Raw genomic sequence first — 21318 nt, 5'->3', positions numbered from 1 at the left:
CATAACGTCATTTCTGTATTATACAACAAAATTCATTTCTGAGAAACACTATAACATTTTACATTTTTTGTATGTGATTTGTCACTACCAGAGAAAACTTTAACATTCGTTTATCTGCTCGTCAACTAGAAAATATAACAAAAATAGAAAAGAATGTTAAGCGGAATTGAAAGTTTTTTGGTTGAGAAATATGGAATAGAAATCTTTAAGTGGTTGTCTAGAAAACTATTATATGAAGGAAAATACGAAAAAATCAACGAACACTTGTTCTTTTTGGTTTTGTTTGTTACAATGAAATTTCATTGATAGATTATGTGTAATTTTGATGAACTTTTACTGATAACATAACATATTGTAGCTTATTTCTTTTGAAAAATAGGGAGGCTTTTGAATGAAACAAAAATTTTCAGTTGAAGCGTTTTGGAAGAAAATAAAACATGTTGCGAAGCAGGCAGGGCAGTCGGTAATCTATGCGAGTTTATTGTTGTTTTACGTTTTGCAAAGACCGGATGTTCCAAAACGAGTGAAAATTATTGTAATCGGAGCACTTGCTTATTTCATTGCACCGATTGATGCAATCCCAGATTTCGTTGCTGGAATTGGTTATACGGATGATTTAGGTGCGTTAATGGCCGCACTATTACAAGCATCGATATACGTAAATGAAGAAGTGAAAGATAAGGCACGAGTGAAGTTGGCAGAATGGTTTGGTTCGGATATAGACACATCATTTATCGATCAAAAATTAGATCAATAGGTGAGACCTGTCGGATGACAGGGCGAACGTAAGCGAGGAAGTGCATTATGCCATCAGGAAGAACGCATACGAAAATAAACTTAATATCCCTTCCGGTTGTTTTGTTTATGCTCTTTTCGTATGGATTAACAAATTTTGATTTTTTATTAACTTTTGCAATTGGCTTTTTAGTAGGTACTTCATTTTTAACACCGGATTTAGATACGTACAGTAATGCGTATAATAAATGGGGATTCCTGCGCATTTTTTGGTATCCATATAGGAGCGTAATGCCCCATCGTTCCTTCTTCACACATACGATTATAATTGGTGATATTATTCGTATTGCATATATGTTAATCGTGTTTTCTCCGTTTTTATTCCTATTAAATATAATAGCGTTCGACGGAAATTTAATAGAAATTACGAAGGAATACGAGGTTGAAATTGTAACGTTTGTAATGGGAATTGTTGTGGCGAGTACGCTCCACATTATAGCGGATAAAGCAAATACGCGCCGAAAGAAAATGATGAGAAAAAAGAAGAAACGCAGAAGATAAAAAAACCGTCCCAAAAGGTATTTTGGGACGGTTTTTTTCTTATTAATAGGTAGGTTACTCTTGTCGAATCGCCGATAAAATTTCATTTGCGATTATGCGACAGTTTCTTTTTAATCAAACGTTTGTTTAAAACTAAGCTTTCAGTACCTTAATCCCTTTCACGATATTCCAAATGAAGTAGTATAAGCTAATGATTCCGCAAATGCATAAGACGATGATTGCTCCAATTCCAAGTGTTACGTCTGGTTGATCAGATCCGATGCCCATAATTCCTAAAATAACTAATCCAATAAATGAAGCAACGCTTGGAATAATATGTGTCCATAGAGCACGTTTTGCATGTGGTTTCGTTTCAGAATCACCCACAATCCACACGATAATAGGGAATAAGATAGGCGCAAATAATACACTAAAGTATGATAAAGCTGCTAATATTTTGTTTCCGTTCATATATATCACCTCATAAGTAATGTCCGTTGTTATACCTTTAGTATGCAGTAAATTTGGTAAGCTTCCTATCGATTAACATTACAAGAACGTGACGTTTTTGTAAGATTTTCTGTTTAAATGATAAAATTTTCAAAAAAATCTTTTTAAATGAAAATTGGTGTGATAAAATTAATGAAAACGTTTTCGTAAGCGTTTATATTTTTTTAGACTTAAAGGTATGATGACCTGATAGTCTATTGATAAGGTTATATCTATTTAAAAGGGGATTCTTTAGGGGGAGAGAACAATGAACACATGGACACAAGTTTACGATCCGTTCGGTAACATTTGGATTTCGGCAGCAGTCGCACTTATTCCAATCATCTTTTTTTTCTTAGCTTTAGCAGTTTTCCGCATGAAGGGGTATGTGGCAGGATTTATTACAGTTGTATTAACGATTTTGGTGGCTTTATTTGCGTATAAAATGCCATTCACAATGGCAATGGCAGCGACCGGATACGGTTTCTTATACGGATTATGGCCAATTGCGTGGATTATCATTATGTCAGTATTTTTATATAAAATTTCTGTGAAAACAGGTCAATTTGATGTCATTCGTGCATCTGTATTATCCATTACGAATGACCATCGTTTACTCGTTATTTTAATCGGATTTTCATTTGGAGCATTTTTGGAAGGGGCAGCAGGATTTGGTGCACCAGTAGCGATTACGGCAGCGCTTCTTGCAGGTCTTGGGCTAAATCCTTTATATGCAGCAGGTCTTTGTTTAATCGCAAATACTGCACCAGTAGCGTTCGGAGCGATGGGGATTCCGATTACAGTTGCTGGACAAGTAACAGGCATTGATCCACATAAAATTGGACAAATGGCTGGGCATCAATTACCGTTCTTATCTTTATTTGTTCCGTTCTTTATCGTATTTTTAATGGATGGTTTTAAAGGAGTAAGACAAACGTGGCCTGCTTTATTTGTAGCCGGTAGTTCATTTGCAATTACACAGTTTATTACAGCGACGTTTTTAGGGCCAGAACTTCCTGATATTACGTCAGCGCTTGTAAGTTTAGTAAGTTTATCGCTATTCTTAAAAGTTTGGCAGCCGAAAGAAATTTATCAGTCTAAAGAAGCAAATAGTGAAGTAGCAGCAACGACGACATCTATGCCGAAACTAACAGTAGGAAAAGTAGTAAAAGCATGGTCTCCGTTCATTATTTTAACTGTGATGGTAGTCATTTGGAGCCAAAGTTTCTTTAAAGCATTATTCGCTCCAGGTGGTGCTTTAGAAAGTCTCGTATTTAAATTTGAAGTTCCAGGCTTGCACAATTTAGTAATGAAAGCAGAGCCAATTGTAAATAAACCAACACCTTATGAAGCAATCTTGAAATTAGATGTTTTATCAGCGACTGGAACAGCAATTTTAATTGCTTGTATCATTTCTATCTTTATTTTGAAAATGAGTGCAAAAGATGCAGTAGCCACATTTAAAGAAACGTTAAACGAACTAAAAATGCCAATTCTATCTATTGGATTCGTATTAGGATTCGCATTTATCGCAAACTATTCTGGTTTATCTTCTACATTAGCGTTAGCACTTGCAGGAACTGGCGGACTATTCCCGTTCTTCTCACCATTCTTAGGCTGGATTGGGGTATTCTTAACAGGATCAGATACGTCAGCGAACGCACTGTTTTCGAATTTACAAGCAATTACAGCGCAGCAAGTCGGTGTATCTGAAGTGCTTCTCGTTGCAGCAAATACAACGGGCGGTGTAACAGGTAAAATGATTTCTCCGCAATCAATTGCGATTGCTTGTGCGGCAGTTGGACTTGCTGGGAAAGAGTCAGATTTGTTCCGCTTTACATTGAAGCATAGTTTATTCTTCGTTACTATTATTGGGATTATGACGTATGTGCAGGCTTATTATTTAACTTGGATGATCCCGTAAACAAAAAAGAAATAACCTTTGCATTTTTCAGATTATAGGTTATGATGGGAAAGTATTGAAAATTAAATCAGTGATAAACTAGGGGTGCCTAACGTATGCGTAGGCTGAGAGAGAAGCGTGTGAACTTCTTAACCCTTTGGACCTGATCTGGCTCGTACCAGCGTAGGGAAGTTAACGGCTTTACATAATTATGTCTTTATGAGCCAGGTCCTTATTTTTTTATGGACCTGGCTCTTTTTATTTTGGCATACGCTGGCCATATCTCGTCCTTGTCACGAACAGGGGGGCAATAAAGGTTATGAAACAGTCTGTTTCTGCAGAGCAAATTGAATTGAAATCGAGTTTACCAGGAAGTAAGAAAGTGTATGTGGATGGGCCACGTGAAGGTATGAAAGTGCCGATGCGCGAGATTGAACAAAGCGATACGAACGGTGTTCAAAATCCGCCAATCCGTGTGTATGATACGAGTGGACCTTATACAGATCCAGGGTATAAAGTGGAGCTGGAAAAAGGGATTCCAACGCCGCGCCACTCTTGGACCCTGGAGCGTGGTGATGTAGAAGGATACGAAGGGCGCGAAGTGAAACCAGAGGATGACGGTGTGAAAGTGGCTTCAAAACATACACCTGTTTTCCCGCAAATGGATCGTAAGCCGCTTAGAGCGAAGCAAGGTGCAAATGTTTCGCAAATGTATTATGCGCGTAATGGCATTATTACGTCTGAGATGGAATATGTTGCGATTCGTGAGGGGGTAGAGCCTGAATTTGTTCGTAAGGAGATTGCAGAAGGTCGTGCGATTTTGCCGGCGAACATTAACCATCCTGAAGCGGAACCGATGATAATTGGACGTAATTTCCACGTAAAGGTAAATGCAAATATCGGAAACTCTGCTGTATCGTCTTCTATTGCAGAAGAAGTAGAGAAGATGACGTGGGCGACTCGCTGGGGTGCAGATACGATTATGGATTTATCTACAGGTAAAAATATTCATACAACGCGTGAGTGGATTATTCGTAATGCTCCGGTACCAGTTGGAACTGTGCCAATTTATCAAGCGCTTGAAAAAGTAAACGGAATTGCAGAGGATTTAACGTGGGAAGTATACCGTGATACGTTAATTGAGCAGGCGGAGCAAGGCGTTGATTACTTCACGATTCACGCTGGTGTATTACTTCGTTACATTCCAATTACTGCAAAGCGTATGACAGGTATTGTTTCGCGAGGTGGTTCGATTATGGCGCAGTGGTGTTTATTCCATCATAAAGAAAACTTCCTATATACTCATTTTGAAGAGATTTGTGAAATTATGAAGCAGTACGATGTTTCGTTCTCTCTTGGAGATGGATTACGTCCAGGTTCTATTGCAGATGCAAATGACGAAGCACAGTTTTCTGAGCTTGAAACACTTGGTGAATTAACAAAAATCGCTTGGAAACATGATGTGCAAGTTATGATTGAAGGACCTGGGCATGTACCGATGCATTTAATTAAAGAAAATATGGAGAAAGAACTTGATATTTGTCAGGGCGCGCCGTTCTATACACTTGGGCCGTTAACGACAGATATTGCACCAGGTTATGACCATATTACATCAGCGATTGGTGCTGCGATGATTGGCTGGTTTGGAACGGCGATGCTTTGTTATGTAACTCCGAAAGAACATTTAGGCTTACCGAACAAAGATGATGTTCGCGAAGGGGTTATTACGTACAAAATCGCTGCGCATGCAGCCGATCTTGCGAAAGGGCATAAAACGGCTCATCAGCGTGATGATGCACTTTCGAAAGCACGATTTGAATTCCGTTGGCGCGATCAATTTAATTTATCTTTAGATCCTGAACGTGCGATGGAGTATCATGATGAAACGTTGCCAGCAGAAGGGGCGAAAACAGCTCATTTCTGTTCAATGTGTGGCCCGAAGTTTTGTAGTATGAGAATTTCGCATGATATTCGTGAATATGCGAAAGAAAATGATTTAGAAACGACAGAAGCAATTGAAAAAGGAATGAAAGAGAAAGCGGTAGAATTCAAAGAAATTGGTAGTCACTTATATCAATAATACGTTACACCTCTTTACTTGATTGATCACACTGTACCTAACTTAAATATAGAAGAAGCCCCCTTTGCTAAGACGGTAGCAAAGGGGGCTTCTGTTGTCTATAAGGCGAAGAATAATTGTACCCAGTAGTATAAGAGGAATAATGTGACGACTGTTGTGAGTGGGATTACGATAAGAGATACGCTTAAATAATCTTTCCATTTCACTTTAATTTTGTTTTGTCTTAGTATATACATCCAAATGAGGGAAGCTAGTGTACCGATTGGTAATAATAGTGAACCGATGTCACTACCAATGATATTTGCGAGGTAGATCGTTTTTAATGTGACTGGGTCTAGTCCCATTTCTGTTAATGTGATTGTACCAATCATAAGTGCAGGGTGGTTATTGAAGACGTTAGAGAGGAGGGAAACGAGTCCGCCCATTGCAAAGCTGGCATAGAGTAGATGCTGACTTACAACTGGTTCGAGCCAATGGACAAGCGCCGCTGTTAATCCTGCGTTGTGAAGCCCGTAAATAATTACGTACATAGAGAAGGCGAAAATTAAAATGTGCCACGGTGTCTTTTTCAAAATATCGACTGGGTTTGTTCGTAAGTAGTACCATCTCCAAATGAGAAGAACGAGTGAACCGAGTACAGCAACAATTTCGATTGGAATCGATAAGAAGGATGCAACGAATAGAAGACAGCGCATAAGGAAGACGAAGCCTAATACTTTTAACATAAATTTTGTACGTTTTTGTTTCGTATCAACAGAATTTTTTCCTTTTAACGGATGGAAGTTTTTCGTGAAGAAAATTTCTTCAATATCATATGAAGAAACAGGTAATTTTTTCGGGAGTTTTTTCTTTAAAACTGTATACATGAGCCATGACATAAACAATAATCCTAATGTTGCAGGTACAAACATCATAGCTGTATGCATGTAAAGAGTCATATGAACAATGTTTAATGCGATTAAGTTTACGATATTACTTACACCGATTGGTGCACTAGATGCAGTGGCAATTAGAGCGCCACTTAATAAATAAGGGATTTGTTGATGAGGTTTTAATTGAAGATTTTTCAGAAGAAGGATTAAAATTGGAGTTGTAATTAAAATACTACCGTCATTATTAAATAAAAGAGTCATAAGAAAACATAGTAATTGAATGTACCAGTATAGGCGGCGTCCGGAACCTTTCGCTAAATTTGCGAGTTTTGCTGCAGCCCAATGGAAGAAGCCGAAGCTTTCTAATATAACTGCCATAACGATGGTCGCTAATATCGTTATGGAGGCGCCTCCAATTTTACTTATAATGTCCATGACATCTGGTTTTGATACAAGTCCAGTAATGAGGATAATGCCAGCACCAATTGCTGCCGGCCAAGCCTCATTTAAACCACGAGGTCGCCAAAAGATAACAATCATCGTTAAGAAGAAAACAATAATAGTAATCCATATTTCAATGCTCATATTTAACCTACCTTTCTATTTTCCCTTGAACAAATGTAGCTTGTCTCAAGTTTATATAGCATTATATTCAAAAGAAAATAAGAAGGACTAGGCATCTACCTGAATCTAGTGAATATGTGTATTTTGAGCAATAAGGCAAGTATAAGTAGTAGTGTAATAACTATTAGGAGAGGAGTCTAATAAAAGAGGGGCATTCTATGTGTGAATGCCCCTCATTTATTATTTTTCCTTCAAAAAAGTTCGATCCTTCAAGAATAAATTCCAGAAGAAAATGAATCCTGGTAGTAAAATTGCAATCCCGATTGCGTAAAGAATAAGAAGTGCATAGAATGTTTCGACCGTCGTAAAGCTTGTAAATACAGTTACGTCCGGGTAAATGATATACGGTAAATGGGCGACGCCGTAAGCGTAGCTTGCAAATGCATATTGAGCGACGACAGCTAAAACTGCAATGCGAGGAAAGCCTAGTGTGCCATACTTCTTATTTGTCCACCAAAGGGAGGAATATCCGATAACAAATAAAATGATAGAGACTGTAAACCATGGGAATTGCTTTATTAGTCCTTGCATAAGCCAGTGTGTTTCAGGGTCCATTACAACGAGAGCGATAATAGCAGTCACGAGCGTTGCAGGACCAAGTATGATGGCATTTCTCCTATAAATTCGGTACGTATCTTCAGAACCTTGTTCCCTAGCAAAATCAGCAAGAAAGAGAGAGGATAGAAATAGTTCCGAAGTTAGTCCAAAGAGCATATAACAATAAATAACGGGACTAGAAAGAAGTTTTCCGTAAAGGAGCACTTCTTTTCCTTCAGACATCGTAATATAGGCACCTTCTGTAACGGGCAGCACGGTAATTAATAGAGCTGGGATTAAGAGCCCCGTAATACCTGAAATAATACGAAGAAGGTGTTGGTACTTTGGCAGGGAGTAAGCGAATACCATAAATGTACTGCGAATCGCAACGAGTACTAAAATTAACATAACTGGTACAAACATAACCGTTGCCAGGGTAAAGGCTGCTTTTGGAAAGAAACCGAGAAAAGCGACAACGACAAAGACAAGAAACGTATTTGTTACTTCCCAAGTTGGTGATAAGTACCGATTAGCAAGCTTGGCAGCAAGCGTCGGGTGTTTAGCGTATACCATGCCCCAAAAACCAGCCCCAAAATCAATAGACCCTAGTATGCTATATACGAAAATAAGAGCCCATAAGATGATGATTGCAATGCTTTCCTCATGCACGAGAATCGCCTCCTTCGTGATGTAAATCATTCTTTAACGGATGTTTCTTAAAGAATGTCCGTAGTACAAAGACTGTTAAAATACCGAGTCCAATATACAAAATGATGAATAAAACAAATAAAGGACCGACGAAATCAGCGCGTGTAGAAGCATCGACCGTGCGTTGCATGCCATAAATTGTCCACGGCTGACGACCACTACAACTAAAAATCCATCCGAATTCAATACCGAGCAACATAACGGGTCCACATGCGGCAGCTCCCCAAAGAAGCCACTTCGGTAACTCTACTCCTTTTTTTCGGTAAACAAAGTGCCAATATAAGAGGGCAATAGCTGCAACTGCAAAGGTAAAGGCAGCAGTGCCAACCATTAAGTTGAACAGTGTATGTGTGTAAAATGGTGGCCACGTTTCTTGCGGGAATTCCTTTAGACCTTTTACAACGGTGCTAGGGTCTAGTCCCACTAATAAGCTAAGCATGTTCGGAATTTCAAGGGCATAGTTTAGTTCAAGTGTGTTAGGATCCACAACCCCGCCAAGCGATAACGGAGCGTGGGATGTCGTTTCAAACAAAGCTTCAGCAGATGCTAGTTTTTCAGGTGAATGTTTATGTAAGGCAATAGCAGATTCGTGTCCTGAAAGCCACATCGTAGCACCAGTGATAAATGTAACGACAAGCCCTAACAGTAATCCTTTTTTATGGTAAGCAATTTCACGCGCACTTAAATTTTTCTTTAATAATTTAAATCCAGCGATAGAAGCGATAACAGCTGCTCCAGTTGTATAGGCTGTAATAACGACGTGGAATGCACTTGTGCCAAAGCTTGGATTAAAGAAAGCTTTCCACGGATCAACGTTAAAAACTGAGCCATCTGGCCCCATTGAAAAGCCCGCAGGTGTATTCATCCATGTATTTGCTGATGTAATAAGCACGGCGGATGCAGTGGCACCAATCATAACGAAAAATAGCGAGATTAATCTCATAACTGGAGGTAGTTTATCAGCTGCATATACATAAATAGACATGAATAAAGCCTCTAAAAAGAAGGCGAAAATCTCAATTTGAAACGGAACGGAAATAACTTGACCAACAATTTTGGCGAAACCAGGCCAAAGAAGTGAAATTTGTACACCAACAATTGTTCCAGTTGGAATTGCTACACCGAGAAGGATAGCAAAAGCCTTTGTCCATCTTTTTGCCATAATGGCATAGTCGGAATCTTTCTTCCAGTGATAGAGTATTTCACTTATAAAAATCATTAAAGAAAGCCCAACTCCAAGCGTTGCAAAGATAATGTGGAATGCTAATGAAGAACCAAAAAATGCCCTTGCTAATGTTACGGTATCCATATGTATACTCCTCTTCTTTTTTGCCATTATTTTCTGATTGAATTGGAAGATTTATTCAAAAAACTGCCAAAAATATATATGTATTTAAAAAATGAGTATGGTAATATAATGTTGAAATATTCCCAAAAGAAAGAAATTAAAATTTGATAATATTTTGTTTGTTTTTTATGGCTGAATCTTTTATAATCTTTTATGCGAACGTAAGTTCTATTTCCAGGATGAAGAAGTTTATGTGAAATGGAGAGGGTGTTTTATGTATCCTGAAGTCATTAAAAAGATGGCATTTTCAAGAGAGCATAGAGATTTATTATTAAAGTTGTATAATAAAGAAATTACGCGTCGTGAATATGATCGACTTGTGGAATCGCTATATAGACCTTCTAAAGAGGTTTGCGAAGGATAAGGTGGGAGAGACAATCTAACGGATTGTCTTTTTTAAATTTTCGTATGTTCTGTTAAAATTAAGGTTAGCCTTAATAGGGAGGTGAAAAGCTTGCGGAAACGTTTATATATAGGGTTTGGAGTTGTTTTCTTAATCGTATTAGTCGGAATTGTATTTTGGTCGGCTTTACAAGGAAACCGTACGGAGCATTTTATTTTAAGGCATATGGTAAATGAAAATGGGACACTTGCAACGTACCGTTTAGAGGATACAAAGGCAGGAACGGGTGAAGCGAAGGGCCGTGAAGCTTTATCAGAATCGGCAGGACTATGGTTACAATATACGCTTGATAAAGATGATCAGTCACTATTTGATGAGCAAGTAAAGGTCATTCAAAATAATTTTGTACATAAGGAACACATCGTTTTATGGAAAATCTCTGAAAGGGGAGAAATGCAGTCAGCCACAAATGCACTTATAGATGATCTTCGTATTATTGAACAATTATATCGTGCTTATGAAATGTATAAGGAAGAGCGCTATAAAAACCTTGCTGATCAATTGAGCAATGCTGTACTTCGTTATAATAAAAAAGATAATTATTACGTGGATTATTATGATGCAGATGCGGGTAAACAAAATAAGTTTACAACAACATCTTACATAAATCCTCATGCATTCTCTTATATGAAAAAGTACGGAAAAATTTCTGCACAGCAGTATCAGGAAGTTGTTCAGTTTTTAGCTGATTATCCGAGAGAGGGTTGGGCATTTCCGAAAGAGTATAAAGAAGATGGTACATTTACGTACGATAAAGAAGTGAATCTTATTGATCAATCATACGTTGCTTATCATCGCAGTTTAGGCGGTCTTTCATCAGATGCTTATTTAGAATTTATAAAGAAGAAATTTCGCGAAGACGGAAAGTTATACGGACGTTATAACTTAGAAACGGGAAAACAAGCTGTGAACTATGAATCACCAGCATCTTACGGATTAACAATTTTGTACGTACTACAAACAGGTGATACAAAGTTTGCGAAGGAATTGTATGAGCGGATGACTACATTCCGAAATGATAATGTATTTAGTAGATATTATGGTGGATATGTAACAGGTGAGAATAATAATACACATATTTTCGATAACGTACTACCACTTCTAGCTGAAATGGAATTGGAGAAGAGTAAAAAATAGAGTGCCACCCTAGGGGTGGCACTTTTTTCTTATTTCTTTTCCATTACCGCAAAGTAATTGTTTTCATTATCAGCAAAATTAAATGCTCTACCAGTAGGTAAATCTACAACTTGTCCAACTGTGACATTTTTCTCAGAAAGATCTTTATAAAGTTGATCTAAGTTATTAGAGAAGAACATTAGAGAAGGTGTATTTAAGTTTAATTCAGGCTGCATCTTCGCGATTAACGCTTTATCGTGAAGGACGATGCTTGTTCCTGCTTCGTTTGTCGGAGCAATTTCAATCCATCGGAATCCTTGGCCGTTATTTTCTTCCGCAACGATTTGGAATCCTACTGTTTCTGTCCAAAATTGTACTGATTCATCTTGATTGTTTACATATAACATAATTTGTCCAATTTGATTAATCATAGGTGTCTCCTGCTTTCTTTTCTTATATGTGTATTATTATATCAAATATATGGTTTGAATAGTTTTTCATGGTTCTTTCGGATTGAAAGAATCGCCCATTTCATCTTAGTTGTAGGGGACGGTCCTGTAATCCACATATGAAATGGTAGTGTGCTGCAAAGGACCATTGTTGAAATAGAAATGGCGCTTGTTAACACAAATAGTAATAGGCTATATAGTATAGTATTTTCTTGCAGTGTGAATAAGGAAAGAAGTTTTGTACAGAGTTGCAAGATGAAAAAATGTGCTAAATAAGCGCCATACGTGTAGTTTCCAATGAATCTTAACATTTTATATAAGAAGCCGCGTCGCTGTACAATTGTAATAGATAGTACGTATAGTATGATAATTTCGCATACGATATATAGAAACATAGATGGTTTTAAATAGGTAGAAACAGTTAGATGAATAGAGTTTGCACCGTAAAAGCTAAATAGCTCATAATTGATGAATAAAAATAAAATGAAAAATAAGATTGTCACAAGAGGGATATGTTTTATGACAAATAAACGCCAAGTTTTGAGTGCTACAGCGGCAATGCCTCCCATAACGAAATAGAATGAGTAGAATAAAAAGGATCGATCTGTATAATGTAAAATGGTCGAACTCGTTAATTTTTCTCCATTAAAAATGTAGTGAGAAGAGAACCACATTAACAGGAAATATAGACAGGCGAAAATGGTCATATATTTATATATGTCTTTTTTGTTTTCTGTTCGTTTTTGAAACCAATAAAACAGGGTACATAGTAAAGGGAATAATAAATGAATTTGGAACATCATAATAACGTACCAAAGATGAGGTGCGGCTGTTCCAAGTAGTAAATTTTTTATTCCGCTTTGTAATGTAACAATATCGTTTGTTGTTAATAAGTAAAGAATAGACCAAAAGAAATATGGAATGAGTAAGTGAGTGGCTTTTTCAGAAATATATTCTTTGTATATTAATTTTTTTGTATAGTGACGAATTAGGTGAAACCCAACGATAAATATGAATGCGGGTGCTGAAAATTTTGCGAGATTAAATAGCATGCCCATAATGAGGGATTGCTCAAGTAAGATATTTCCTTGGTTCATTGTATATAATAAGGAACTTTGCAAAACGACAGCAAGAAATGCAATGCTTTGCAAAACTTTAAATTCTGGTGCGCTTTGTGTCATTGTGTCCATCTCCTTTTCCATACATGATTATAGTACGGAGAAAGGATGAAAGGTGTGGAATATTTGTGAAGATTATAACAAATTTGTGGCGGGATGGGATTATATTAACGGCTTTGCTAATATATCTATCGTAATTTCAAATATATCAACGATTTTTCCGATATATCGATTCACTGAAAAATAACAACAAAAAGAGGATGCTCCAACGAGCATCCTCTTTCCATATATTAAGCAAATTTATTTTTGATCCAGTTTTTGCCTTCTACAAGACGAGCTGTCATTACGGCACAAGCGTTATCTCCTGTTACGTTTAACACTGTTGCAGGAGGATCGATGATTGTACTAATTGCGGCGATAATTGGCAATGCTTCTGGTGGGAATCCGTATAGAGAAACGATTAACATTTCACCAATCATACCTCCGCCCGGAATAGCACCCATTACTGTTCCTACTAATAGAGAAACAACAAGTGCAATTGCTAATGTTTTCGGTCCTTCGAATTCCATGTTGAAAATACCGAATAAGAAAGAAATTTTTAATACCCCGCCTAAAACAGATCCGTCTTTATGAAGTGTAGATCCAAGAAGGACAACTGTTTCACGAACGTCAGAAGAAATACCCATTTTCTTCGTTGCTTCTAAGTTCGCTGGAATACTTGCGGCACTACTACAAGTTGCAAGTGATGTAACTGTAGGAGAGACCATGTTCTTCCAAAATACTTGTACACCTTGTTTGCGACCTGCAAGGTACGCATAGAATGTAAAGAATACAAAGAAGTAAATAAGAGAAGCCGGATAGTATACCATTGCTGCTCGGAAGTAAGTTCCAAGAAGTTGTGGTCCGAATTCACCAACTAATGCTGCGAAGTAGGCAGCTAGTCCGATTGGAGCGTAGTACATAATGAAAGATACAACTTTCATTGAAATTTCTGCACCAGCTTGTAAGAATGTAGCGAATGGTTTCCCTTTTTCACCAACTGCTGAAGTTGCAACCCCCATTAAGATAGAGAAGAAAATAAGAGCTAGCATGTTCTCACGAGATAGTAACTTTGAAAAGTCTGATACTGTTAGGATACCAACAATTTGATCAGCAACGCTAACTGCTTTTTCAGCTTTATCAGGCTGCGTTAGTTCTAATACAACACCTTGTGCTGGCGGGAATACTTTCACGATAATAATCATAAAAATAGCAGCTAAAATACTTGTAAATAAGAAAGTTCCAGCCATACTAGACATAATTTTACCGAAACGTTTTAATCCATCCATATTAGCAATAGATGACGCGATGCTAAAGAACACTAACGGTACAACAATCGTAAACATTAAGTTTAAGAAAATGTCACCAAGCGGCTTTAAAGCAACTGCATCGGCACCCATGAAATAACCAATGAAACCACCAATTAGGATAGAAGATAATAAAATAAGCGGAAAGCGATATGCCTTCATAAATATACCCTCCTATCGATTATAAAAAATCATACTGAATCATTATAGCGAGTTAGAGACTTCTTTACTAGGAAAATACGGATAGATGGAATAGCGTGAAAACCGAGAAATTTTTGTTTTTAAGCTCGGCATACAGTTAGAAATCTAGACATATATATTTGTAACCTAGTGGTGGCAAGGGCTGCACCATACCTTAGGTTTAGAAAAAGAGGGAGGGAAACAGGATGAATATTTTGCTTTGCTGTGCAGCGGGAATGTCTTCCAGTTTGATAGTTACAAAAATGGAGAAAGCGGCACAGGCAAGGGGGATAGAGGTAAAGATTTGGGCTGTATCAGGTTCAGAAGTGCGAGATCATATCGATGATGCGGATGTACTTTTACTTGGACCACAAGTACGTTATTTATTACCGAAAATGAAAGAATTATGTAAGGAGAAAGGAATACCTGTTGATGTCATTCAATCTGTCCATTATGGGCTTTGTAATGGAGAAGCTATCTTGCAAGCAGCTTTGTCAATGAAACCATGAGGAGAGTGGGATAGATGATTGGATTTTTAGAGAAATATGTGATGCCAGTAGCAGGAAAGGTTGCAGAGCAGAGACATTTGCAAGCGATTCGTGATGGGATTATTTTGACGATGCCTTTCTTGATTATTGGATCTTTCTTTCTAATTATTAGTGCTTTACCCATACCAGGGTATAATGATTTTATGGCAGGAGTGTTTGGGGAGAGTTGGCAAAAAGCTTTAGGGTATCCAGTTAGCGCAACATTTAATATAATGTCTTTAATAGCCACTTTTGGAATCGCTTACAGACTTGGAGGATACTATAAGGTCGATGCATTAGCGGCAGGGGCGTTATCACTTGTGACATTCTTACTTGCAACTCCATTTCAAGTTGCATATATAATACCAAGTACGAAGGAAAGTGTACTTATAGAAGGGGCGATACCAGCTGTATTAATGGGAAGCCAAGGGTTATTCGTTGCGATGATTATAGCACTTATATCTACTGAACTTTATAGATTTATTGTACAAAAAAAGCTGATTATAAAAATGCCAGAAACGGTACCGCCAGCTGTGACACGTTCATTTGCAGCACTCGTTCCAGGATTTATTGTTGTAACTGTTATTTGGATCTTGCGCTTAATGATAGAAAATACTTCTTTCGGCAGCATCCATAATATTGTGGGGAAAATTTTACAAGAACCACTTAGTGCACTTGGTGCCAGTCTTTGGGGCGCAGTAATAGCCGTTATTATTGTCCATGTACTTTGGGCGTGTGGAATTCATGGCGCTGCAATTGTTGGCGGTGTAATGAGCCCGATTTGGTTGTCGTTAATGGACCAAAACCGAATTGCTTTTCAGGCTGGTCAAGACGTACCGAATACGATTACTGCGCAGTTCTTTGACTTATGGATTTATATGGGCGGTTCTGGCGCAACACTTGCTTTAGTTGTAGGAATGTTATTATTTGCGCGAAGTCAGCAATTGAAAAGTTTAGGACGATTGTCGATTGCACCTGGTATTTTTAACATTAATGAAATGGTGACTTTTGGAATGCCGATTGTAATGAACCCACTTTTACTTATTCCATTTATACTGGTTCCAGTCGTGTTAACGGTTGTTTCTTATTTTGCAATGGAATGGGGATGGGTTGCACGTCCGAGCGGAGCTGCTGTACCTTGGACCACACCTATTCTTTTTAGTGGATATTTAGGATCAGGCGGGAAAATTTCAGGGGTTGTTTTGCAACTAGTTAACTTTGCGCTTGCATTCTTTATTTACTTGCCATTCTTAAAAATATGGGATAAACAAAAAGTAGCGGAAGAAAAGGGGGAGTAAAGAACTAAAATGGATACGATAGAGACGAAAGCTTTTCATTTAATTTTGCATGGGGGAAATGCGAGAAGCTGTTCAATGGAAGCAATTGATTGCGCAAAGCGCGGTGAATTTCAGGAAGCGGAAGCTAAATTACAAGAAGCTTTAAATGAATTGCAAGAGGCGCACCGCTTACAAACGGAGCTCATACAGAAAGAAGCTGGCGGGGAAAAGACAGAAGTTAGCCTTTTGATGGTACATGCGCAAGATCATTTAATGAACGCAATTACAGTGAAGGAATTGGCGAGTGAATTTGTAGAATTATATAGGAAGATGTTAGCAGCTGAATGAACCTTGCACATGCAAGGTTTTTTTATGTTTTTAAAAGAGACAGTTATGACGAAAAGAGGGCCACTTATGGATGATTGTATTTATTATTTCCAGATTTATGTAAAAGTGAAAGTGTAAAGGGAGCTTCATTATATGGTTTAGGATGACTTTATATTGGAAACGAAAAATAGCAGAATTAAATCATCAATTAAGATGAATAGACTATGTATGTGTGCTTACCATCAGTGGAGTGTTATAAGTTCCACTGATGGTATTTTTATATTAACAAGCCTCCTTCTTCATGGGTAAATAGGGATGATAATTAATCGATAGTAACAAATTCTCCTACACCACGAATTAATTTTTTTATATGCATACGTTCTGGTTTTAACACGCTTATTATAGAATCAATGGCTTTTTGAGGATCAACAGATGTGCCACAAGTATAACAATCAATTGCTGCGAATTTCTTTTCAGGATAAGTGTGAATAGAGAGATGGCTTTCTGACAATAAAATTAATACCGTAACTCCATATGGGTGGAATTCCTTGTTACTTACATTTAAAACATGGGCACCAGAGCGATTCGCAGCGGCAACTAAATGATGCTCTAAAAAATGAAGATCATTTAATAGAGAAAAATCCACGCCCCATAAATCTACTATTATATGACGACCAAACGTAGAATATTCCATATATTTGTACCCTCCTTGTCAAAACTCCATTTCTTTTTGATAGCAATGATGTAGGATAAGATCAGATTCTGAATTTAAAACGGCATTATTACGGTGCTCTAAATGTTCTTCTTTAAATTGAAATAAAGGAGCCAGAAGAGAAGGTAATGTTCGAGGGGATGGTACTACGTAAAATTGTTCAATTTGATCGAGTACAAACGAGGAGTTAGCGGCAATATGAAATCCCCAGTCAGTTCCGAAAGAAGGAACAATTGTATGATAGCTTTTTACAGTTAATCCGGCATGTTCAATTGTGTTACCAATACTCCAATATACAAGAGGTGCATCAGCAGGTGAATTAGATTGGCAAACAAATGCGCCATCCTCTGTTAGGAACGTAGCTATAAGGGCAAAGAGTTCACTCGTATATAAAGTGCTTAATACTTCTGTCGCTGGATCCGGAAAATCAATAATAATTACATCATATAAAGAGGAAGGAGATTTCAGAAATTCTTTTGCGTCACATACATGTACATTTGCGCGATCGTCAAAAAATGCGCGTTGGTTTAAAGCGACTAATTCTGGAACATTGCGAGCCATCTTAATCATTTCTTCGTCTAAGTCGACGAGGTCTACATGGATAACCGTTTCATATTTTAAAACCTCTCTTAAAGCAAGGCCATCGCCACCGCCTAATATGAGAACACGCTTTGGATCTATTACCTTTGACATAATCGGATGAACTAGTGCCTCATGATAGATTTGCTCATCGACGGAACTAAATTGTAGCTGTTTATCCAAATATAGACGAATATCGCTTACTTGGAGTAAGTTAATGTTTTGATAATTGCTTTTTTCTTCAAATAAACTTGTATGTTCGCCAGCTTGTATTTCTTTTAGCGAAATTTCATCCCACACATCTAAACTGTGCGAATCTGTGGGTACTATTATTACATTTTCCGATTGTACTTGCTTATCGTCTTCGTCCTCGTCTTCGTCCTGTTTATCTTGCTTATCGTGTTTATCTGGTTTGTCCTGCTTGTCTTGTTTATCTGGTTTGTCTTGTTTATCTTGCTTGTCTTGTTTATCTTGCTTGTCTTGTTTATCTTGCTTGTCTTGTTTATCTTGCTTGTCTTGTTTATCTTGCTTGTCTTGTTTATCTTGCTTGTCTTGTTTATCTTGCTTGTCTTGTTTATCTTGCTTGTCTTGTTTATCTTGCTTGTCTTGTTTATCTTGCTTGTCTTGTTTATCTTGCTTGTCTTGCTTATCTTGTTTGTCTTGTTTACCTGGTTTGTCTTGTTTATCTGGTTTGTCTTGTTTATCTTGTTTGTCTTGTTTACCTGGTTTACCTGGTTTGTCTTGTTTATCTTGCTTATCTTGTTTGTCTTGCTTGTCTTGTTTGTCTTGTTTATCTTTTATCTTGTTTATCTTGTTTGTCTTGCTTATCTTGTTTGTCCTGTTTATCTTGTTTATCTTGCTTGTCTTGTTTATCTTGCTTGTCTTGTTTATCTTGCTTGTCTTGTCTTGTTTATCTTGTTTATCTTGCTTGTCTTGTTTATCTTGCTTGTCTTGTTTATCTTGCTTGTTTTGTTTATCTTGCTTATCTTGTTTGTCTTGTTTACCTGGTTTGTCTTGTTTATCTTGTTTGTCCTGTTTATCTTGTTTGTCCTGCTTGTCTTGCTTATTTTGTTTATCTTGTTTGTCCTGTTTATCTTGTTTGTCTTGCGTATCTTCAGTGTCCTGTTTGTCTAGTTTATACGTGTTTGAATCTAGTTCAGAACCCTCCTCATGTTTATACCATTTATTTTGAAACTGTATTCTATAAATTTTCATTCTATTCTTTTTTCTATGCTTTGGCATTGGAATTGGAATCCCCTTTCGAAATACTTTATTTTATTCTATTCTATGTAATTTAATAGAGTTTGACTGGACAATAGTTAGACGAGTGTCTTGAATAGGTATTTGTTTTTGATTTGAGTCGAAATATTATATTTTTCGTTATTATATTTTCACGCTTTAAAAAAATTTAGTGTTTTTTTGTTTTAAATACAACTAGACAACTAAACACTAATCTATTTTCATACAGTTATGTGTTAAAAGCGTGTTGTTTTATAACACACTGTATGTTTTTTTGGTGACACACTGATTGAAAGCGGTAACACACAAATGAATTGCTCGAAAAAACGTTGATTTTAGGCATTTTAAAAAGTTGGCACGCTAATTGCATTAATAAATAGCGTAAAGAAAAATAAAAAACATAAATTTTTATACCACACAAGGGGGATTTATAAATGAATATTTTATTATGTTGTTCAGCAGGGATGTCTACAAGTTTACTAGTTACAAAAATGGAAGCGGCTGCAAAGGCTCGTGGTCTAGAAGGTAAGATTTGGGCTGTATCTGGGGATGCAGTAAAAAACAATATCGATCAAGCAGATGTACTATTATTAGGACCACAAGTTCGCTACATGCTTTCTTCAATGAAAACGCTTGCTGATGAAAAGAGCGTTGGAATCGATGTTATTAACCCAATGCACTACGGCATGATGAATGGAGAAGCAGTTTTAGATCACGCATTAACACTTAAAAAATAATTAGGGGGGAAGCGAAATGCAAAAGTTTATTGCATTTATGGAGAAATATATTGTTCCTGTCGCTGGTAAAATCGGATCGCAACGTCACTTAGCTGCGATCCGTGATGGATTTATTGCAGTTATGCCACTTATTTTAGTTGGTGCACTTGCATCACTAATTAATGGTTTTCCATCTGAGGCTTTCCAAGATTTCATGAAAGGTTTGTTTGGTGAAACGTGGAAACAAGTTGGCGGTGGAATGTGGACCGGCTCTTTCGCAATTCTAGCACTAATCATAGCATTTACAACAAGTTATAACTTAGCAAAATCTTACGGCGTTGATGGTTTGTCAGCAGGTATTATTTCATTTGGTGCGTTAATTATTCTTACACCAACAACACCGAAAGAAGGCGGATTGAACTTAGCTTGGACAGGTGCACAAGGGTTATTCGTAGCGATTATCGTGGCACTTCTTGTTACTGAAGTATTCCGTTTCTTTGTACAAAGAGAAATTACTTTTAAAATGCCAGATGGAGTACCACCAGCAGTTTTAAGATCGTTCGCAGCTTTAGTGCCAGCGTTTGTTATCTTAACAGCAGTTGCAGGTATTCAACTAGCAGTGAAATTAGCTGGTACAAGTGTTCATGAATTTATCTTTAATACGATTCAATTACCATTGCAAAGTTTAGCAGGGACATTACCAAGTGCAATTGTCATTGTATTCCTTGTTCATCTTCTTTGGTTCTTCGGTTTACATGGTCCAAATATCGTTGGTGGTATTATTGAGCCATTATACTTACCAGCATTAGAGAAAAATATTAATTTATTCAAAGGTGGCACATCTGCATTTGATGTTCCAAACATTGTTACAAAACCATTCTTTGATACTTTCGTATATCTTGGTGGTTCTGGTGCAACATTAGCGTTCTTAGTAGTTGTATTACTTGTAGCGAAAAGTGCACAACTACGTGGTGTATCTCGTCTATCAATTGGTCCAGGTGCATTCAACATTAACGAACCAGTAATCTTTGGTACACCAATTATTTTAAATCCAATTTTATTCTTACCGTTTATCCTAACACCAATTGTATTAGTAATTACTTCTTATACAGCTATATCTATTGGTTGGGTACCAAAAACAGTTGTGATGATTCCATGGGCAACACCACCAATTATTAGTGGTTATCTTGTAACAGGTGGACATATTTCTGGTGCGATTCTACAGTTATTCAACTTTGTAATTGCAATGGTAATCTATTATCCATTCGTTGTGTTATCTGACCGTTCAGTTGTTCGTACTGAAAAAGCAGCAGCGCAAGGAAATAACAACTCTGTACCTATGTAACATAGAGATTGTTCTCACAGATAACATTATCTGTGAGAACAATTACCTTTATATCATGTTCAAAAAGATGAGACCCATCTACAAGAACACCAAACTAACATTAATAAATTAATACTTTAATAGACATGTTCAAACTGAAGGGGTATTT

Annotated in this window: 20 protein-coding genes and 1 riboswitch; of the genes, 11 read left to right on the top strand and 9 right to left on the bottom strand. The window is 37.2% G+C overall.

Features of this window, described 5'->3' with window-relative positions; all coding sequences use genetic code 11:
• The first annotated feature begins 391 nt into the window (after positions 1–391).
• Entirely contained in the window at positions 392–757 is a 366-nt protein-coding gene (locus MHI07_RS24500) for a YkvA family protein (RefSeq protein ID WP_002159842.1), read from the top strand.
• A 47-nt stretch (positions 758–804) separates the two neighbouring features.
• Positions 805–1296 (top strand): metal-binding protein, encoded by a 492-nt coding sequence (locus MHI07_RS24495; RefSeq protein WP_016106650.1) that lies wholly within the window; start codon positions 805–807, stop codon positions 1294–1296.
• Between the two features lie 132 nt (positions 1297–1428).
• On the opposite strand, the gene MHI07_RS24490 is transcribed toward MHI07_RS24495, so the two are convergent.
• The gene (locus MHI07_RS24490) at positions 1429–1746 is read right to left on the bottom strand and encodes a DUF4870 domain-containing protein (protein WP_215580157.1); all 318 of its coding nucleotides are present in this window, start codon (positions 1744–1746) and stop codon (positions 1429–1431) included.
• Positions 1747–2032: 286 nt separating this feature from the next.
• On the opposite strand from MHI07_RS24490, the gene lldP reads away from it, so the two are divergent.
• A complete protein-coding gene (gene lldP / locus MHI07_RS24485; RefSeq protein ID WP_016106648.1) occupies positions 2033–3688 on the top strand; it encodes an L-lactate permease in 1656 nt (551 codons plus the stop codon).
• 70 nt (positions 3689–3758) lie between these two features.
• A riboswitch (TPP riboswitch) is annotated at positions 3759–3874 on the top strand.
• 112 nt (positions 3875–3986) lie between these two features.
• The gene (gene thiC / locus MHI07_RS24480) at positions 3987–5747 is read left to right on the top strand and encodes a phosphomethylpyrimidine synthase ThiC (RefSeq protein ID WP_340826681.1); all 1761 of its coding nucleotides are present in this window, start codon (positions 3987–3989) and stop codon (positions 5745–5747) included.
• Positions 5748–5845: 98 nt separating this feature from the next.
• Here the strand turns inward: thiC and MHI07_RS24475 are convergent, their stop codons facing one another.
• The 3 genes from MHI07_RS24475 to cydA form a co-directional block, all read right to left on the bottom strand.
• Positions 5846–7204 (bottom strand): arsenic transporter, encoded by a 1359-nt coding sequence (locus MHI07_RS24475; RefSeq protein ID WP_340826680.1) that lies wholly within the window; start codon positions 7202–7204, stop codon positions 5846–5848.
• Positions 7205–7423: 219 nt separating this feature from the next.
• Positions 7424–8449, bottom strand: a complete 1026-nt coding sequence (locus MHI07_RS24470; protein ID WP_002089640.1) for a cytochrome d ubiquinol oxidase subunit II — start codon at positions 8447–8449, stop codon at positions 7424–7426.
• Complete coding sequence (gene cydA / locus MHI07_RS24465; protein WP_002144830.1) at positions 8442–9797, bottom strand: cytochrome ubiquinol oxidase subunit I; 1356 nt, start codon at positions 9795–9797, stop codon at positions 8442–8444. Before cydA ends, MHI07_RS24470 begins: the two co-directional genes overlap by 8 nt.
• Positions 9798–10050: 253 nt before the next feature.
• Between cydA and MHI07_RS24460 the strand changes: the two genes are divergently transcribed.
• Positions 10051–10200, top strand: coding sequence for a hypothetical protein (locus MHI07_RS24460; protein WP_002144831.1), 150 nt, complete (start codon positions 10051–10053; stop codon positions 10198–10200).
• A 90-nt stretch (positions 10201–10290) separates the two neighbouring features.
• Positions 10291–11376, top strand: a complete 1086-nt coding sequence (locus MHI07_RS24455) for a transcriptional regulator (protein ID WP_215580148.1) — start codon at positions 10291–10293, stop codon at positions 11374–11376.
• A 29-nt stretch (positions 11377–11405) separates the two neighbouring features.
• Here MHI07_RS24455 and MHI07_RS24450 read toward each other — a convergent pair whose 3' ends face one another.
• The 3 genes from MHI07_RS24450 to MHI07_RS24440 all read right to left on the bottom strand — a co-directional run bounded on the left by MHI07_RS24450 (position 11406) and on the right by MHI07_RS24440 (position 14430).
• Positions 11406–11786 carry a VOC family protein gene (locus MHI07_RS24450; protein ID WP_215572188.1) on the bottom strand — a complete coding sequence of 127 codons (381 nt, stop codon included), beginning with the start codon at positions 11784–11786 and terminating at the stop codon, positions 11406–11408.
• A gap of 41 nt (positions 11787–11827) precedes the next feature.
• Complete coding sequence (locus MHI07_RS24445; RefSeq protein WP_340826679.1) at positions 11828–12985, bottom strand: acyltransferase; 1158 nt, start codon at positions 12983–12985, stop codon at positions 11828–11830.
• A 227-nt stretch (positions 12986–13212) separates the two neighbouring features.
• Positions 13213–14430, bottom strand: coding sequence for a dicarboxylate/amino acid:cation symporter (locus tag MHI07_RS24440; protein ID WP_002112907.1), 1218 nt, complete (start codon positions 14428–14430; stop codon positions 13213–13215).
• A 224-nt stretch (positions 14431–14654) separates the two neighbouring features.
• On the opposite strand from MHI07_RS24440, the gene MHI07_RS24435 reads away from it, so the two are divergent.
• From MHI07_RS24435 to MHI07_RS24425, 3 genes are read left to right on the top strand one after another with little or no spacing between them, the layout of a single operon-like run.
• Positions 14655–14957 (top strand): PTS sugar transporter subunit IIB, encoded by a 303-nt coding sequence (locus tag MHI07_RS24435; RefSeq protein ID WP_002112905.1) that lies wholly within the window; start codon positions 14655–14657, stop codon positions 14955–14957.
• A 14-nt stretch (positions 14958–14971) separates the two neighbouring features.
• Positions 14972–16273, top strand: coding sequence for a PTS cellobiose transporter subunit IIC (celB, locus tag MHI07_RS24430; RefSeq protein ID WP_002159853.1), 1302 nt, complete (start codon positions 14972–14974; stop codon positions 16271–16273).
• 9 nt (positions 16274–16282) lie between these two features.
• Positions 16283–16600, top strand: coding sequence for a PTS lactose/cellobiose transporter subunit IIA (locus MHI07_RS24425; RefSeq protein WP_215580140.1), 318 nt, complete (start codon positions 16283–16285; stop codon positions 16598–16600).
• A gap of 301 nt (positions 16601–16901) precedes the next feature.
• Here MHI07_RS24425 and speD read toward each other — a convergent pair whose 3' ends face one another.
• On the bottom strand, positions 16902–17273 hold the full coding sequence (gene speD / locus MHI07_RS24420; protein ID WP_002159854.1) for an adenosylmethionine decarboxylase: 372 nt from the start codon (positions 17271–17273) through the stop codon (positions 16902–16904).
• An 18-nt stretch (positions 17274–17291) separates the two neighbouring features.
• Positions 17292–18680 carry a polyamine aminopropyltransferase gene (locus MHI07_RS24415; RefSeq protein WP_340826923.1) on the bottom strand — a complete coding sequence of 463 codons (1389 nt, stop codon included), beginning with the start codon at positions 18678–18680 and terminating at the stop codon, positions 17292–17294.
• Positions 18681–19543: 863 nt separating this feature from the next.
• On the opposite strand from MHI07_RS24415, the gene MHI07_RS24410 reads away from it, so the two are divergent.
• Together MHI07_RS24410 and celB (MHI07_RS24405) are read left to right on the top strand one after the other, a co-directional pair.
• A complete protein-coding gene (locus tag MHI07_RS24410) occupies positions 19544–19846 on the top strand; it encodes a PTS sugar transporter subunit IIB (RefSeq protein ID WP_002123966.1) in 303 nt (100 codons plus the stop codon).
• Between the two features lie 16 nt (positions 19847–19862).
• Positions 19863–21170, top strand: coding sequence for a PTS cellobiose transporter subunit IIC (gene celB / locus MHI07_RS24405; RefSeq protein ID WP_078173370.1), 1308 nt, complete (start codon positions 19863–19865; stop codon positions 21168–21170).
• Positions 21171–21318: the final 148 nt, after the last annotated feature.

The sequence above is a fragment of the Bacillus sp. FSL H8-0545 genome (genome assembly GCF_038006105.1).
Lineage (GTDB): Bacteria > Bacillota > Bacilli > Bacillales > Bacillaceae_G > Bacillus_A > Bacillus_A cereus_U.
This window is presented reverse-complemented; position numbering and strand designations above follow the sequence as displayed.